General features: G+C 65.1%; 19 protein-coding genes and 1 tRNA gene. 6 read left to right on the plus strand and 14 right to left on the minus strand.

All coding sequences use genetic code 11. The features are described 5' to 3' along the window. Genes ACE10Z_RS39190 through ACE10Z_RS39205 form a run of 4 tightly spaced genes read right to left on the minus strand, consistent with a single transcriptional unit; the run spans position 1 to position 2,706 of the window. Positions 1 to 873: a metal ABC transporter solute-binding protein, Zn/Mn family gene (locus ACE10Z_RS39190; RefSeq protein WP_375785463.1), complete on the minus strand. Its 873-nt coding sequence runs from the start codon at positions 871 to 873 to the stop codon at positions 1 to 3. 5 nt (positions 874 to 878) lie between these two features. Then, positions 879 to 1,748, minus strand: a complete 870-nt coding sequence (locus tag ACE10Z_RS39195) for a metal ABC transporter permease (protein WP_092123731.1) — start codon at positions 1,746 to 1,748, stop codon at positions 879 to 881. 5 nt (positions 1,749 to 1,753) lie between these two features. Then, positions 1,754 to 2,509 (minus strand): metal ABC transporter ATP-binding protein, encoded by a 756-nt coding sequence (locus tag ACE10Z_RS39200; protein WP_375785464.1) that lies wholly within the window; start codon positions 2,507 to 2,509, stop codon positions 1,754 to 1,756. 2 nt (positions 2,510 to 2,511) lie between these two features. Continuing rightward, entirely contained in the window at positions 2,512 to 2,706 is a 195-nt protein-coding gene (locus tag ACE10Z_RS39205; protein ID WP_375785465.1) for a hypothetical protein, read from the minus strand. Positions 2,707 to 2,844: 138 nt separating this feature from the next. Here ACE10Z_RS39205 and ACE10Z_RS39210 point away from each other — a divergent pair, with 138 nt between their 5' ends. Then, positions 2,845 to 3,060 carry a hypothetical protein gene (locus ACE10Z_RS39210; protein ID WP_375785466.1) on the plus strand — a complete coding sequence of 72 codons (216 nt, stop codon included), beginning with the start codon at positions 2,845 to 2,847 and terminating at the stop codon, positions 3,058 to 3,060. 196 nt (positions 3,061 to 3,256) lie between these two features. Here ACE10Z_RS39210 and ACE10Z_RS39215 read toward each other — a convergent pair whose 3' ends face one another. Then, positions 3,257 to 3,565 carry a hypothetical protein gene (locus tag ACE10Z_RS39215; protein ID WP_375785467.1) on the minus strand — a complete coding sequence of 103 codons (309 nt, stop codon included), beginning with the start codon at positions 3,563 to 3,565 and terminating at the stop codon, positions 3,257 to 3,259. A gap of 117 nt (positions 3,566 to 3,682) precedes the next feature. Here ACE10Z_RS39215 and ACE10Z_RS39220 point away from each other — a divergent pair, with 117 nt between their 5' ends. After that, entirely contained in the window at positions 3,683 to 5,209 is a 1,527-nt protein-coding gene (locus ACE10Z_RS39220; RefSeq protein ID WP_375790031.1) for an MFS transporter, read from the plus strand. Between the two features lie 99 nt (positions 5,210 to 5,308). Here ACE10Z_RS39220 and ACE10Z_RS39225 read toward each other — a convergent pair whose 3' ends face one another. After that, entirely contained in the window at positions 5,309 to 6,226 is a 918-nt protein-coding gene (locus ACE10Z_RS39225) for a LysR family transcriptional regulator (RefSeq protein WP_375785468.1), read from the minus strand. A gap of 240 nt (positions 6,227 to 6,466) precedes the next feature. Here ACE10Z_RS39225 and ACE10Z_RS39230 point away from each other — a divergent pair, with 240 nt between their 5' ends. Both ACE10Z_RS39230 and ACE10Z_RS39235 read left to right on the plus strand, forming a co-directional pair. Next, entirely contained in the window at positions 6,467 to 7,780 is a 1,314-nt protein-coding gene (locus ACE10Z_RS39230) for an MFS transporter (protein WP_375785469.1), read from the plus strand. Between the two features lie 20 nt (positions 7,781 to 7,800). Continuing rightward, positions 7,801 to 8,874: a tartrate dehydrogenase gene (locus ACE10Z_RS39235; protein ID WP_375785470.1), complete on the plus strand. Its 1,074-nt coding sequence runs from the start codon at positions 7,801 to 7,803 to the stop codon at positions 8,872 to 8,874. Positions 8,875 to 8,955: 81 nt separating this feature from the next. Here the strand turns inward: ACE10Z_RS39235 and ACE10Z_RS39240 are convergent, their stop codons facing one another. Together ACE10Z_RS39240 and ACE10Z_RS39245 are read right to left on the minus strand one after the other, a co-directional pair. Next, positions 8,956 to 9,219: an NAD(P)-binding domain-containing protein gene (locus tag ACE10Z_RS39240; protein WP_375785471.1), complete on the minus strand. Its 264-nt coding sequence runs from the start codon at positions 9,217 to 9,219 to the stop codon at positions 8,956 to 8,958. A gap of 76 nt (positions 9,220 to 9,295) precedes the next feature. Further along, positions 9,296 to 10,207: a pirin family protein gene (locus ACE10Z_RS39245; RefSeq protein ID WP_375785472.1), complete on the minus strand. Its 912-nt coding sequence runs from the start codon at positions 10,205 to 10,207 to the stop codon at positions 9,296 to 9,298. Positions 10,208 to 10,314: 107 nt separating this feature from the next. Here ACE10Z_RS39245 and ACE10Z_RS39250 point away from each other — a divergent pair, with 107 nt between their 5' ends. Together ACE10Z_RS39250 and ACE10Z_RS39255 are read left to right on the plus strand one after the other, a co-directional pair. Further along, on the plus strand, positions 10,315 to 11,304 hold the full coding sequence (locus tag ACE10Z_RS39250; RefSeq protein ID WP_375785473.1) for a LysR family transcriptional regulator: 990 nt from the start codon (positions 10,315 to 10,317) through the stop codon (positions 11,302 to 11,304). A 167-nt stretch (positions 11,305 to 11,471) separates the two neighbouring features. Then, on the plus strand, positions 11,472 to 11,912 hold the full coding sequence (locus tag ACE10Z_RS39255) for a DoxX family protein (RefSeq protein ID WP_375790032.1): 441 nt from the start codon (positions 11,472 to 11,474) through the stop codon (positions 11,910 to 11,912). A 365-nt stretch (positions 11,913 to 12,277) separates the two neighbouring features. Here ACE10Z_RS39255 and ACE10Z_RS39260 read toward each other — a convergent pair whose 3' ends face one another. From ACE10Z_RS39260 to ACE10Z_RS39285, 6 genes are all read right to left on the minus strand, one after another. Continuing rightward, entirely contained in the window at positions 12,278 to 12,727 is a 450-nt protein-coding gene (locus tag ACE10Z_RS39260) for a hypothetical protein (RefSeq protein WP_375785474.1), read from the minus strand. Further along, positions 12,721 to 13,125 carry a DUF6538 domain-containing protein gene (locus ACE10Z_RS39265; protein WP_375785475.1) on the minus strand — a complete coding sequence of 135 codons (405 nt, stop codon included), beginning with the start codon at positions 13,123 to 13,125 and terminating at the stop codon, positions 12,721 to 12,723. The genes ACE10Z_RS39260 and ACE10Z_RS39265 overlap by 7 nt, the downstream gene beginning before the upstream one ends. A gap of 293 nt (positions 13,126 to 13,418) precedes the next feature. Continuing rightward, positions 13,419 to 13,494: transfer RNA gene (locus ACE10Z_RS39270), tRNA-Phe, on the minus strand. A gap of 140 nt (positions 13,495 to 13,634) precedes the next feature. After that, the gene (yacG, locus tag ACE10Z_RS39275) at positions 13,635 to 13,817 is read right to left on the minus strand and encodes a DNA gyrase inhibitor YacG (RefSeq protein ID WP_375785476.1); all 183 of its coding nucleotides are present in this window, start codon (positions 13,815 to 13,817) and stop codon (positions 13,635 to 13,637) included. Positions 13,818 to 14,105: 288 nt separating this feature from the next. Further along, the gene (locus ACE10Z_RS39280) at positions 14,106 to 14,735 is read right to left on the minus strand and encodes a Maf-like protein (RefSeq protein WP_092123132.1); all 630 of its coding nucleotides are present in this window, start codon (positions 14,733 to 14,735) and stop codon (positions 14,106 to 14,108) included. Positions 14,736 to 14,929: 194 nt separating this feature from the next. Further along, entirely contained in the window at positions 14,930 to 15,397 is a 468-nt protein-coding gene (locus tag ACE10Z_RS39285; protein ID WP_375785477.1) for a low molecular weight phosphatase family protein, read from the minus strand. Positions 15,398 to 15,421 lie beyond the last annotated feature (24 nt).

A 15,421-nucleotide genomic window follows, 5' to 3' on the forward strand; every position in this document is an offset into this window, starting at 1 on the left:
CTAGTTGGCGAGCGCGCTGGTCAGGGCCTTTATATTGTGCCTGACCATATCAATGTAAGTGGGTGCCTGGCCCTTTTCGGCCGTCAAACTGTCCGAATACAGGGTCCCGCCGACCCTGGCCCCGGTCTCGGCCGCGATCCGCTCGATCAGGCGCGGATCGCTGATATTTTCGAGAAAAACTGCCGGAATTTTCGCGAGCTTGATCTGGGCGATGATGGCGGCGATATCGCGTGCGCTGGGCTCGGAATCGGTCGAGACGCTGAGCGGCGAGAAAAACGTAATTCCGTAGGCGTCGGCGAAATAGCCGAAGGCGTTGTGGGTCGAGATCACCTTGCGCCGCGCGTCCGGTATCTTCGCTACCGCCTCATGCACCTCGCGGTCGAGCGCCTCGAGCTTGGCCAGGTTGGCGTCGGCATTGGCCTTGAAGGCGGCGGCCTGGTCAGGCGCCGCGGCGATCAGCCCGTCGCGAATATTGACGACGTAGATCTTCGCATTGGCGACGGATTGCCAGGCATGCGGATCGTCATGGCCGCCCATCTTGCGCGGCATGATCCCCTTGGTTGCCACCACAACCGGCGCCTTGCTGCCGGAAGCTTGCAGCAGCCGCGGCAGCCAGCCTTCGAAGCCGAGGCCGTTGATGACCAGCAGCCTGGCGTCGGCGACCTTCTTGGCATCCGCCGGCGTCGGCGCATAAACATGCGCGTCGCTGTCGGGCCCGACCAGCGCCACCACGTCGACGCTGTTGCCGCCGACATTGCGCACCATGTCGGCGAGGATCGAGAAGCTCGCGACGACCTTGATGCGCTCTTCGGCACGCGCCGCGCCGCTCGCCAGCATCAGTGCCAGACAGATCAACCCGAATAACCGCCGCATCGTCCTCACGCCTCGAGATGGCGGCCGGGAAACAGCTGCCGAACCAGGCCGCTGACATTGCCGAACAGCAGCGACACAATATAGAGCCCCGCCGCAACCAGGATGATCGCGGGGCCGGAGGGAATCCGGGTCTGGTAGGACAGCACGAGCCCCGCATAGCCCGAAACAATCGCGCTCGCGACCGCGATGCAGATCATGGTGGTGATGTCGCGCGACCAGAACCGTGCAATGCCGGCAGGCAGGATCATCAGCCCGACGCCGAGCAGCGTGCCGAGCGCGTGGAAGCCGTTGACGAGATTGACCACGACCAGCGCGAGGAAAGCGAGATGCGCCGGCGCGCCGGCGCGACTGACGGTGCGCAGGAACACCGGATCGACGCATTCGATCACCAGCGGACGATAGATCACCGCAAGCACCAAGAGCGTGATGGTGGCGTTGAACGCGATCACCAGCAGGGTCTGGTCGTCCATCGCGAGGATGTTGCCGAACAGCACGTGCAGCAGGTCGATATTGGTGCCCTTGATGGAGACGATGGTGACGCCGAGCGCGAGCGAGACCAGATAGAAGGTCGCGAGCGAGGCGTCTTCCTTCAGCTCGGTGGTGCGGGCGACGAGGCCCGCGAGCAGCGCCACGGCAAAACCCGCGATCAGGCCGCCGGTCGTCATCGCGAACAGATTGAGCCCGGACAGCAGGAAGCCGATCGCGGCCCCAGGCAGAATCGCATGTGCCATGGCGTCGCCGACCAGGCTCATCCGCCGCAGCATCAGGAACACGCCGATCGGCGCACCGCCAAGCGACAGCGCGATCACCGCCGCGAGCGCGCGGCGCATGAACTCGAATTCGGTGAAGGGCGTGATCAGCGCGTCAGTGAGCATCGGCGTCAGGCGGCTCGTGAGCGCGGATCGGCGGCGCAGGCCGCGGCACTGTCGTCGAACGCCTCGCACATCCGCATCGCGACGGTCAGATTGTCCGGCGTCAATGTCTCCGCGGTCGGGCCCCATTCCACCGGGCCGCGCGCCAAGAGCAGCGTTTCCGGGAAATTGTTGCGCACCATGTCGAGGTCGTGCAGCGCCGCCAGCACCGTGCGGCCCTCGCCGTTCCAGCGCTTCACCAGCGTAAGGAGATCGGCGGTGGTCTTGGCATCGATGGCGTTGAACGGCTCGTCGAGCACGATCAGGCGGGCGTCCTGCAACAACACGCGTGCGAACAGCATGCGCTGCATCTGGCCGCCGGACAGCGTGCCGATCGGGCGGTTCTCGAAGCCGTTGAGGCCGACGGAGGCGAGCGCCGCCAAAATCTTGTCGCGCGCGGCCTTGCCGATGCCGCCGAAGAAGCCGGTCGAGCGCCACAGCCCGGTACCGACGAAATCGAACACCGAGATCGGAAACGTACGGTCGATGTCGGCGGATTGCGGCAGATAGGCGATGTCGCGGTGGTCGAGCCCGTCGAGATCGATCACGCCCGACAGCGGCTTCAGCACGCCGGCTATGCCGCGCAGCAGCGTCGACTTGCCGGCGCCGTTCGGGCCGATCACGGCCAGCAGCGCGCCCGCCTCGACCGCGCCGTTGAGATGATGCACGGCCGGGTGGCGGTCATAGCCGAGCGTGACGTCGCGGAAGGTGACAAGCGCGCTCATGGTCACCTCATCGCCAGCCAGACGACGCCCCACAGGCAGGCAGAGACCGCGAGCGCCGCGGCCAGCCGGGCGGGCACCGGCATGCGGAGGATCGACCAGGGCGCGGCCTGGGCCGGATGCGCCGCGGGGCCGTGGCTGTGCCCATGGGGATGGGCGTGGCCGTGATGGTGATGGTCGTGGGTGTGCGTCTGCGCCATGGGAAAATTGTTATATTATAACATAACGCGAGTCTACCAACGAGGAACTCATGGCCGCTCCGCAAAACCGGGAGAGATTCGAGCTGCGCCGGCAGAGTGAGGCCCTCGTCTACAGCTGCGTCCGCAAAATCCGCCCCGATGGAACCGCCGGCTACCAGTGACAGGAGCAGGATTTCTGGATGGAACATCCGGCCGGACTGGGGCTGGGTGGCCTGGGATCCGGCGAACCGGTCCTGCACCGGCCGGCCCTGGGACGTGCTGCCGGCCGCCCAGGGCGGTCACCCGCCGGAAGGCGACTGGGTGAGCCGCAAGGGGGCGAAGTCATATGTCTACAGCCTCGTCTATGTGGGTTAGCCGGACGCGGGCTCGCGTGCAGTTCTCTCCAGCGTCGTCCTGGCGAAAGCCAGGACCCAGAACCACCGCATTCAGTGATGAACGGGCTCGCGGCCCCAGCGTCGCGCAACAATTGACAGTTGGGGTAATGGGTCCTGGCTTTCGCCAGGACGACGATGAGGATGGTTCTCGATTCGAAGGAGAGACGGGAGCCAGTCTACTGGCACACCGGCGCGGTCAGTTTCGGGTCGGCTGGTCTTGCTGACCAATACCCCCGCTGACCGAGTTCCGCATCGTTTGTCGCGGGAGCACATACGTAGCTTGTCTTGCCAACGCACATCGGCGAGCCAATCGAGAAGATGAGGTTTTCGTAGATGCGATAACTGCCGATCCCGGACGGCAGATCGGTCGGCGGCGAAGTGGATCCGCCCAAATAGGGCTGTGAGGAAACGCCCGGCGCCCTGTCTTGCGCCGCGGCCGCTTGAAGGGAAATCAAGAGCGTCAGACACGTGACGATGCGGAGCATGATCCCTCCGGTCAAGGAATGCCGGCGAAGCGTCGGGCCACTTCCGGCGCGGGAAACGCACGGGCAGGTCGCAACGGAAGCGCTAGCAGGCCAATATGACACTTGCTTTGCAGGTTGGTGCGCCCCGATCGCAAACAGGTTCAGGCAGCCGGCCCTGCTGACACCATGCTGTCAGCAGGACGGGCGTACGCAGACCTCGTGCGGGTACAACCCCGGCCGGGGATTGGGAGGCAGCGCGGCATGCATGATCGCTCGTCGGAGGTCGCCCAAGAGCGATCGACCCTGATCACGCTCGTTCTTGGGCTCGGCGCGTTCCTGATCCTGTTCGATGTGACCGCGGTCGTGGTCGCGATGCCCGGCATTGCGAAGGACCTCGGGTTCGCCGTTGCCGGCTCCGCCTGGGTCATAGACGCCTACAGCCTTGCCCTCACCGGCGCGCTATTGGCATCAGGCGCGCTCGCGGACCGGTTCGGGCGGCGGCGCGCGATGCTGGCCGGCAACATGGTGTTTCTGCTGGCGTCGATTGCCTGCGGCGCGGCGACGAGCGGTCCGTTGCTGCTCGCCGCTCGCATGCTGCAAGGTATCGGTGCGGCCTTCCTGAGCACAGGCGCGATTGCGCTGATCGCCGGGGCGTTTCCGCATCAGGGTCAGCGGGCACGGGCCTTCGGCACCATCGGGGTGATCTCGGGCGTCGCCATGGCGCTGGGTCCGACGCTGGGTGGCCTGCTCGCCGCGTGGTTCGGCTGGCGCTGGATCTTTTATGCCAACATCCCGGTTTGCCTTATGCTGGCCCTCGCCGTGCCGCGGGTCGTTGCCGAGACGCATGAGCCGGACGGACGTCCGCTCGATCCCAAGGGTATCGTACTGCTGACATTGTCGCTGGGTCTCGCAATCGACGCGCTGCTGAGGCACGACGCCGCATGGGTCGTGAGAGTGGCTGGCCTGATCGCGAGCGCGACGGCGACCTTCGCATTCGTCTGGCAGCAGTGGCGCAGTCCGCATCCGGTGCTCGACCCACGCGTGTTCGCGACGGCGCCGATGATCGGGGTCGGTACATCGCTGACATCCATCCAGTTTGGTTACTGGGCGGTCCTGGTCTATCTGCCGCTGTTCCTGAGCGCCGGCCTGCATGTGAGCATGGAAGTGGCGGGGGTGGCACTGTTGGCGGCGACGCTGCCGATGCTGCTGGTGCCCTTGCTGGGAGGTCGCTTCGTCACCCAATGGGGCTGGCGGCTGTTCTTCATGGTGGCGCTTGGCATCATCGCATCGGGAGATGTGTTGCTCGTGGTGGCGGCGCTGTCCGCCGACGCTGCGATGCGCGGCGTCGCAACGGTTGCCGGCATGCTGACGATCGGCATTGGAGCTGCCCTGGCCAACCCGCAATTGGGAAGCGTCGCCCTGGCGCTGGCTCCGTCCGCGCAGGCCGGTATGACCTCCGCCATGACCATGATCGTCCGGCAGGCCGGCTTTGCCATCAGCATTGCCGCGCTGGGGGCGGCGCTCGGGACAACGGAAACGGCGCCGGCATTCGCGGCTCCGTTCATCCTCGCAGCGTTCGGGGCCATCGCCGGCGTGGTTGCCGCGGCGGTCCTGTTTCCTGCAGCGGTGAGCGGAGCGTCGGTAAGCCGGACGGAGCAGCGGTAGGAGTACGCCGCCATCCTCCCGTCATTCCGGGACGCGCCTCTTGGCGCGAGCCCTCAGGTGCGCAATTGCGCACCGGGGAATGACGAGGAGAGGGATGCGCTACGCCTCCCTTGCGTAGCTCTTCAACCTTGCCTCCAGCACCGCGATCACCTGGTCGCGAACCGGATCGCGGGAGCCTTTCAGCCAGGCGGCGGCGAGCGGCAGGCGGCCGGTGCTGCTGCCGCGCTTGAGCCTTAAGGGAACGAAACGCACGCCCGGGATTGCCATCCGTGCGGTCCAGCGCGGCACGATGGCGACGCCGAGCCGCGCTGCGACCATGTTGACGATGGTCTGCTTCTCGTCGGCGATCTCCTGGATGCGCGGCGTCAGCCCGGCCTCGTCGAACAGCTTTGTCGTGAGGTCGTGGCTATGCGGCCGCGAGCGGCGCTCCGGCACGATCAAGGGCTGATCGGCGATATCGGGCAGCACGATCTGCTTGCGCCGCGCCAGCTTATGCTTGTGCGACAGCGCCACCACGGCGGTCTCCTGCAGCAGCGGAAAAAACTCGATGCGCCGGTCGGGCCGCTCCGGCGGGCGCACGAAGGCGAGATCGAGCGCGCCCGACAACAGCTTCGGAAGCAGCCGGATGGTCTTCTCCTCGAGCAACTGCACGGCAACGTCCGGATGGGCGGCACGGAGGTCGCGCAGCAGCGGCGGCAAGAGGCCGGCCGCGGCGCTGTCGATCGCGCCGATCCGGAAGCGCCGCGCCTGCGGCTTGCGCAGGCGGCGGCGAAAGCCGTCCTCGATCGCCTCGGCGCGGCCGAGCAGCGCCCGTCCCTCGCGCAGCAGCACAGAGCCGTCCTCGGTCAACGACACCGCGCGCGTGGTGCGCGCGAACAGCCGCACCCCGAGATCCTCCTCCAGCAGCTTGATGTGGCGCCCCAGCGCCGACGGCATCATCTGCAGGCGCTGCGCGGCACGGCCGAAATGCAGTTCCTCGGCAGCTGCCACGAAGCAGCGCAGCTGGTGAAGTTCCAAGATGGAGGGTTCCTTTTCCTCCCGTCATTGCGAGGAGCGAAGCGACGAAGCAATCCATCGTGCCACATATGCGGTTGCAATGGATTGCTTCGCTGCGCTCGCAATGACGGCGCCGAGATTATATCATTTTTTTGTATAAACCGGCGCGGATTGAATCGGAAGGGCGCGCGCCTCTAGGCTTTCCGGTGGCGCGGCGAAATGCGCCGTCCCAACAAACAAGACGAACCCCCGAGGAAGCCCATGGAAAGCGAGATTGGCACGCGCGTGTTGCGCAAGATCTCACTGCGCATCGTGCCGTTCATCATGCTGCTGTACTTCGTGGCCTTCATCGACCGCGTCAATATCGGCTTCGCCTCGCTGACCATGAACAAGGACATCGGTCTGTCGCCGACCGTCTATGGCTTCGGCGCCGGTATCTTCTTCTGGGGCTACTTCCTGTTCGAGGTGCCCTCCAACATCATTCTGCACAAGATCGGCGCGCGGATCTGGATCGCGCGCGTCATGATCACCTGGGGCCTGGTCTCGGCGGCGATGGCGCTGGTGCAGGGCGCGACCAGCTTCTACGTGCTGCGCTTTTTGCTCGGCGCCGCCGAAGCCGGCTTCTTCCCCGGCATCATCCTCTACCTCTCTTACTGGTTCCCGGCGCGGCAGCGCGCCGCCGTCACCGCGCTGTTCATGGCCGCGGCGCCGCTCTCGACCGTGCTCGGCTCGCCGGTGTCGGGCGCGCTGCTGGAGATGGACGGACTGTTCGGCTTCAAGGGCTGGCAGTGGCTGTTCGTGCTGGAGGCGGTGCCCGCCGTGCTGCTCGGCTTCGTCGTGCTCGGCTTCCTGACCGACCGTCCGGAGCAGGCCAGATGGCTCGCCGACGACGAGCGCGCCTGGCTGGTCAAGACCATGAAGGCCGAGACCGAAGGCAAGGCCGCCACCGCGAGCCACAGCATCTGGCGCGGCCTTGCCGATCCGCGCGTGCTGGCGCTGTCGCTGGTCTATTTCGGCACCTCGGCCGGGCTCTACACACTTGGCGTGTGGGCGCCGCAGATCATCAAGGCGTTCGGCCTGTCGTCGCTGCAAGTCGGCTTCCTCAACGCGGTGCCGGCGACCGTTGCCGTGATCGCCATGGTGTTGTGGGCGCGGCATTCCGACCGCACCGGCGAACGCACCTGGCACGTCGTGATCGCCTGCTTGATCGCGGCCGCAGGACTTGCACTTGCCGGATTGTGGACCGGCCTCGCCGCCGTGATCGCGGCGCTGACCCTGGTCAATATCGGCATCTCCTCATCCAAGCCGCCGCTGTGGAGCATGCCGACCATGTTCCTGTCAGGCTCGGCCGCCGCGGCCGGGATCGCCACCATCAACTCGATCGGCAATCTCGGCGGCTTCGTCGGCCCCGCGATGATCGGCTGGATCAAGGAACGCACCGGCAGCTTCGAGGGCGGCCTGTATTTCGTCGCTGGCCTCCTGGTGCTGTCGGCCGTGCTCACGCTGCTGCTGTCGCGCGCGCAAGCCGCGCCCGCACCAGCCGAACCGCAACCCAATCCCGTGCGAACCCACTAACCACATATCCGGAGACAACCATGCGTACCCATTCCATCGCCGCCATCCCCGCCGACGGCATCGGCCCCGAAGTGATCTCCGCGGGGGTCCGGGTGCTTCAGGCGCTGGCCAAGCGCAGCGGCGACATCAGCTTCAACGTCAAGACCTTCGACTGGGGCTCGGATTATTACAAGAAGCACGGCGTGATGATGCCGGCCGACGGGCTCAAAGACCTGAAGAACTTCGACGCGATCTATTTCGGCGCGGTCGGGGCGCCCGACGTGCCCGACCACATCACCCTGTGGGGCCTTCGGCTGCCGATCTGCCAGGGCTTCGACCAATACGCCAATGTGCGGCCGACCAAGATCCTGCCCGGCGTCGCCTCGCCGCTGCGCAATGTCGGCGTCGGCGATCTCGACTGGGTGATCGTGCGCGAGAATTCCGAGGGCGAATATGCCGGGATGGGCGGCCGCGCGCACCGCGGCCTGCCGGAAGAGGTCGGCACCGAGGTTGCTGTCTTCACCCGGGTCGGCGTGACGCGGATCATGCGCTACGCGTTCCAGCTCGCGCAGTCGCGGCCGCGCAAATTCCTCACCGTGGTGACCAAGTCGAACGCGCAGCGCCACGGCATGGTGATGTGGGACGAGATCGCCGCCGAGGTGGCGAAGGAATTCCCCGACGTCACCTGGGACAAGATGCTGGTCGACGCCATGACGGTGCGGATGACGCTCAATCCGAAGAGCCTCGACACCATCGTGGCGACCAACCTGCACGCCGACATCCTGTCGGATCTCGCAGGTGCCCTGGCCGGCAGCCTCGGCGTCGCGCCCACCGGCAACATCGACCCGCAGCGCCGCTTCCCCTCGATGTTCGAGCCGATCCACGGCTCGGCCTTCGACATCACCGGCAAGGGCATCGCCAATCCGGTCGCGACCTTCTGGACCGGCGCGCAGATGCTGGAGCATCTCGGCGAAAAGGACGCCGCAGCGCGCCTGATGGCCGCGGTCGAGAAGGTGTGCGCGGCCGGCGTGCTGACGCCCGACGTCGGCGGCAAGGCGACAACCAAGGAAGTGACCGACGCCGTGATCGACGCGATCCATGGATCGAATGTGTGAGGGGGCGGTAGCCAGCCGCGAACTCCGTCCGCCTCTCCCGCTTGCGGGCCCACAAGCGGGAGAGGCAGCCGGCCAGCGTGCTCACCTGACAAGGGCGCTGGCGCGCCCCTTCCAATACCAGCAACCGGGGAACACGCTTCCGAACGGAACGGCCAGGATGATGATATCGGCCTTGACGGCCTCCTGGACCGACGCAGCCTTGATATTCTTGCCGAGCCTACCGACGAGATCGGCCAGCGACGCAGGCCCGCGGCTGTTGGCAAGCAGAACATCGATGTCGTTGCGGGCGAATTGGGTGGCGAGCGCGGTGCCGATGGCGCCGGAACCGATGATTGCGTAGGTCATGATGCTTTTCCTTCTTGCTGGTTGCTATGGAGGGATGAGGTTCTGGCCGCGCCGACGACCGGCGCTTCGGTGGAGATCACGCCGCCCGGAACAAGCGGGCGTCGGGAAGAGGAGTGAATTCGGTTTCGCCCGGCACGCCGGGAAAGCGGCGGTCGCGCCAGTCCCGCGCCGCCTGCGCGATGCGTTCCTGGCTGCTGGAGACGAAATTCCAGTAGATGTGGCGCTTTTCGCCGAGCGGCTCTCCGCCGAGCACCATGAGGCGGGCGGCTCCCGATGCGAGCAGCACGATCTCCGCGCCCGGCTTGAACACGACCAACTGGTCCTGGCCAAAGCGGCCAGTCTGGCCTGCGACCTCGATTGCGCCGCTCACGACGTATACCGCACGCTCGACGTGCTCGGCGCTGATGGCAAAGCGCGCGCCATCCCTCAGTGCGACATCGGCATTGAACAGGTCTGAGAAGGTGCGCGTCGACGAGCGGAGACCGTGCAATGAACCTGCGATCAGTCTGAGCGTCGCGCCTTCACCCTCCATCTGCGGGACATCGGCGGCGGCGAGGTGCTGGAAGCCGGGCTTTGTCTCCTCGTACCGGAGCGGCAACGCAATCCAGCTCTGAAAGCCGAAAACCGTCCCTCCGCTGGCGCGCACCAGGTCGCCGCTTCGCTCCGAATGAACGATGCCCCGTCCGGCCGTCATCAGATTGACCTCACCCGGGCTGATCGTCTGGACATAACCTTCACTGTCGCGGTGGACGATCTCGCCGTCGATCAGGTAGGTCAGCGTGGAGAGGCCGATGTGCGGATGGGGACGCGAGTCCAGGCCTTCTCCGGCACGGAAGGTGACCGGACCGAAGCTGTCGAGGAAGATAAAGGGACCCACCATCCGCCGTTGCGCGGAGGGCAGCGCCCGTCGCACCTGAAAACCATCGCCCAGGTCCCGGACGTTCGGCAGCAAGACTTGCTCGACTTCGGCTGAGTTGAATAAGGTCATGGTCACCTCCTCGAAAGCGTCATCGCTTCCAATGGCCACGATCTAAGGCGATTTGGCTTATCTACGAAACTGGCATAATCTTGAAGGAAACGTTCTAGGAAATCGATATGGCTTCAGATCCGGGCACGCCGACACTCGATCAGTTGAGAGTCTTTCTGACTGTCGTCGATGTCGGCAGCTTTGCGGGAGCAGCCCGCAAGCTCAACCGCGCGACGTCGGTGATCAGCTACTCGATCTCCAATCTCGAGGCGCAACTCGGCGTCACCCTGTTCGACCGCGAATCGACGAGGAAGCCTCAATTGACCGAGTTCGGTCGCACGGTGCTTGCGGAGGCTCGCACGGTTTTCAACGGAATTGACGGGCTTCGCGCCAAGGTGAAAGGCCTTCTTCAGGGACTCGAGCCTGAAGTCCATCTCGCGCTTGATGTGATGCTGCCGACCGCGCGCATCGTCGATGCATTGAAGGCGTTCCGCACCGAGTTTCCGACCGTCACGCTCCGCCTGCACATGGAGGCGTTGGGCGGAGTAACTCAATTGCTGCTCGATCGGATCGCGACGATCGGGGTGAGCGGACCGCTGCCCGGCGACGCGGGCGTGGTCGGCGTCGAGCGCATCGGTGTCGGCAACGTCGTTCTGATCCCCGTCGCCTCGCCAGATCACCCGCTGGCGCGCGCCGCCAAGAACAAGCCCGGGGCGGGACGGGATCATGTTCAGCTCGTATTGACGGACCGTTCGCCCCTCACGGGCCGGACCGACTTCGCCGTTGTCAGTCCGCGCACCTGGCGTCTCGCCGACCTCGGATCCAAGCATATGCTGCTGAAGGAGGGCATCGGCTGGGGCAACATGCCGGTGCCGATGGTGCAGGAAGATCTTGATTCAGGACGATTGGTTCATCTCGATTTGCCCGACACCAAAGGGGGCATCTATAGCCTCGAGGCCATCTATCGGGCCGATACACCTCCTGGGCCCGCCGCTGCCTGGCTGATCGCGCGATTCGAAAGCCAGGTTGCGAATGCGACGATAACGGCAAAGCTAAACCGGAAGCCTTCCAGGAAGTCCGGTAAGCCAAAGAAGAAAGGTGGCCGTGCGAAGTCGTGATGGCCAGGCTTTCCTGGCGGTGCGACCCGGACCGAACGTGCTTCGTTCGATAAATTCGAACCTATGCATCGATACTATTCGGCTATTGCGACATGATCGGGACTGGCAAACCCCGAGCATTCACGGCCTTCCATAATGGATGGTCGGTTACAGGAAGGAAAACTGTCATGTCCCAATACGCTAGTATTTCGCAGAGCGACGTCTCCGGTCGGTTTGATTCAAGCCTCGCCCTGTCTGTTGCATCGCTGGCCGGGCGGGTTCTGCTCAGCGCAATTTATCTGATTTCCGGGCTCTCGAAGCTCGCCGCGCCGGCTGCCACGATCGGCTACATTACATCCGCCGGCCTTCCCTTCGCTCCGCTCGGACTTGCCATTGCCGTCGTTGTCGAAATTCTCGGCGGCGCAGCGCTGATCGTCGGTTATCGTACGCGGTTCGTCGCGTCGATCCTGGCGGTCTTCACGGTGGCGACGGCACTCGGCTTCCACAGCAACCTGGCTGACCAAGGCCAGTTCATCCACTTCTTCAAGAATATCGCAATGACCGGCGGTCTCCTGCAGGTCGTCGCATTCGGTGCCGGTCGTTTTGGCCTCGACGCTCGCCGAACTTGATCTGATACGTGGGAGGGGAGCGCGGCGCGCTCCCTTCCCACCATTGCCGCTTCAAATCGCGGCGATCTGCGAGAAGCCTCACATGTGAACGAAATCACTTTGCTTGGCCTGCCGCACAATCCGCCACCGATCGCCCCGCCATCCGCGCACCTCTGTCCGGAGCATCTACCGCCAGCTGCGCAACGCTACCGAAATTGAGTCGCGCGGGCTCGAAGGCCGCTACGGCCTGATGTCTCGGCAGCCGTAAAGGTCGTCACCCGTGAACATCCTGCCTCGGCCGTCAGGAAGCATCACCACCGATCAATCGGCTGCAGATACCACTCCAGTCGGTCTGCTACTCAGCCCGTCGATTTGCTCATGCCCTGTCAATTGTAGAATCTGGAGAAGCGCCGACGCCAGCGCTTCCTCCAGTTTATCGACGCGGCCAGAGGATCTGAACGCAATATAACGATCCGGCCCCACGAGCACCGCCCCTTCCGGCCCGAACTCTCGCTGCTTGGTCCAGGCACAGCGCGCAACGACGTAGTCACCCGAGAGGATGCCAACGCGAACCGCCAAGAGATCATACCCAGTTTGTCTGCCTGCTTTCGCGCCGCATCGATCCACGGCTGGCCATCCTCGCCGGCGATCAGGACGAACTTGCCGCCATGCACCAGAGTGTTGAGATCGAGCGCGCCCTCGTCATCCATCGCGAACTGGAGGTGAAACACCCACTCCTCCGACTTGGTGCCCCAGTTTTTGGGCCCCATGGCCACAAGAACGCCGCTCGCCCACGAGCCACCGAAGTCTGGATTGACGAGCCAGCGGATCAACACGTCCTCATCCTGGAGATGCTTTGAAAAGTCATACGACAGATGGGTGGACACCATCCGCATGAGAAGACGCGGTCGCCGAGTTCGGTATCCCAAAAGGCTTGTTGGCTCGGATTGTCTCTATGCTTTTCCAGCCAACGATCATGGGCAACGACCGCCAGTTCGTGCGCCTCACGCTCGGTCAGAGACTTCGGACCCGTCCGCAAGTTGGCCCAGCGAGCCTCCAACTCCGCGAGAGCCTTCGCGTGCCGCACCTTCGCCTCGGCGGGATCGCGGGTCTGAAGGCTGACCTTCTGCTCGCGCTTGCCGATAAGCTTGCGCAGGTCGTCGGGTACGACTTTTCGGATCTGATAGATCCCTGTTTTCGGATGCTTCCAAGGACGTGACATTGCGAGCGGCATTGTCCCACCTGTTTGTACCAACGAGGTAGCGCCAAGCCGTTGAATTTGCTGAATTGCTTTGGATATCAGGCCCTTAGGAGAGCCGTGGTGCCCAGGGGCGGGATCGAACCATCCGGCTTCGCCCTTCGGGCTACGCCGGGACGAGCCTTCGTGCGGATGGCTTGTTGGCTACGACAGCACTGAGCTGGATGGTGCCCAGGGGCGGGATCGAACCATCCGGCTTCGCCCTTCGGGCTACGCCGGGACAAGCCTTCGTGCGGATGGCTTGTTGGCTACGGCAGCACTGAGCTGGATGGTGCCCAGGGGCGGGATCGAACCACCGACACTGCGATTTTCAGTCGCATGCTCTACCAACTGAGCTACCTGGGCAAACCCGCGGGGCCGAAAAGGCCGAAGCGAGCGGGCGGTTTATAGAGAGGTCGGGGCGCTGTGTCCACCCGCCTTCGCCAAAGGCTTCGGCGCGGCGGGCCCGGCGCGCGCCCTTTCCCCAACTTGTTGGGAAATCTTGGCTATTCCGGGTCTTCCACGTCGTCCTCGCGGCCGGGAACGACATAGCGGCCGCTTAGCCAGCGGTTGAGGTCGACGTCGCGGCAGCGCGACGAGCAGAACGGGAGAAAGGCCTGCTGGGCGGGCTTGCCGCAGATCGGGCAGGCGCGCGGGGTGGCCGGCGGTGTTCGGGCTTGATCAGTCATGGCTGGGACGGAGTGTACACCCGTTGGCAATCGAGGAGGCGGCCGCGTGTTTCGCTCTCGCGCCGGCCCACTTCCCTTCTCCCCGCTTCTCCGCCGAAGCCTTGGCGAAGGCGGATGTGGGAGAAGGTGGCGCGCAGCGCCGGATGAGGGGTCTCTATCCGCGGAGGTAGACCCCTCACCCGGAATTCAAGCTTTCGCTTGAATTCCGACCTAAGAGCGAGCTTCGCTCGTCTCGGCTCCCACAAGGGGAGAGGTGCACCGCCGATGCCGCAGGAGATGTGGATTACCTTAAACCGCGACGGCGTTGAGCCAGCCGTGGCGGATCGGAAAGCCCTCGCCGCCGAGCAGGGTCACGGTCTCGTAGAGCGGCAGGCCGACCACGTTGGTGTAGGAGCCGACCATCTTGACCACGAAGGATCCGGCAATGCCCTGCACGGCATAGCCGCCGGCTTTGCCGCGCCATTCGCCGGAGCCGATATAGGCCTGGATGTCGTCGTCGCTGAGCCGCTTGAAGCGCACGCGGGTTTCGACCAGGCGCTGGCGGAACGCTTCGCGCGGCGTCACCACGCAGATCGCGGTGTAGACGCGGTGGTTGCGGCCCGACAGCAGCCGCAGGCACTGCGCGGCCTCGTCGACCAGATTGGCCTTGGGCAGGATGCGGCGACCGACCGCGACCACGGTGTCGGCGGAGATGATGAAGGAGCCGCGCAGATCGTCGTCGAGCTGCACCGACTTCAGCGCCGCGTCCGCTTTCGCACGCGCCAGGCGGTTGGCGCAGGCGCGCGGCAACTCGCCCCGCCGCGGGGTCTCGTCGACATCGGCCGGACGCAGCGCGTCGGGCTCGATGCCGGCCTGGTTGAGCAGGGCCAGCCGCCGCGGCGAACCGGAAGCAAGAACGAATTTGGGACGGCCTAGCATGCGGGCTTTTGGGCTGAATCGGGGGGACGGACGCGGGCGGAACCTATCGGATGGGGCATGGATGCACAACCTTGGAACCGGCTGCGAATCGCGCTTCCCCGTGGCCGACAAGGCCCCATAAGCACAGCTGTTTGTCAGTCTGGCGACAAGGGCCGACCTTGCGAATCGGAACACGCGGGTCCCTGCGCTGAGCCTCACAAATTCGCCACACCGGCCTTGGTGGTGAAGCGGCGGCGGATGCGCAGCAACAGGCCATCGCAGACCTCGCGATAGGCGGCGAGCTTCTGCTCGCGGTTGCCGCTGGTGCCGGTCGGATCAGGGGTCGGCCAGTACTCGACAGCGGCGGCGAGCGTCCGGGTCAGATCCAGCGCCTTGTGGTGCGCCTCGGGCGACAGCGTGATGATGAGGTCGAAGTTCAGCCCCTCCCAGTCCTCGAGCTCCTCGAAGGTCTGAGGCTTGTGGCCGGAAATGTCCTGGCCGAACTCGGCCATCACGGCGACGGCGAACGGATCGAGCTCGCCCTTCTTCACGCCGGCGGAGCGCACATAGACGCCTTGCGGAAACATCTGCTGCAGCAGGCTTTCCGCCATCGGCGAGCGCACGGCGTTGTGCCCGCATGCGAACAGCACGGCCTGGGGGTGGCGCGCGCGCGGCGCTTCCATGCGATCAGGCTTTTTTCGACCGGG

Origin of the sequence: Bradyrhizobium sp. Pha-3, from assembly GCF_042258615.1 — a bacterium.
Taxonomy (GTDB): domain Bacteria; phylum Pseudomonadota; class Alphaproteobacteria; order Rhizobiales; family Xanthobacteraceae; genus Bradyrhizobium.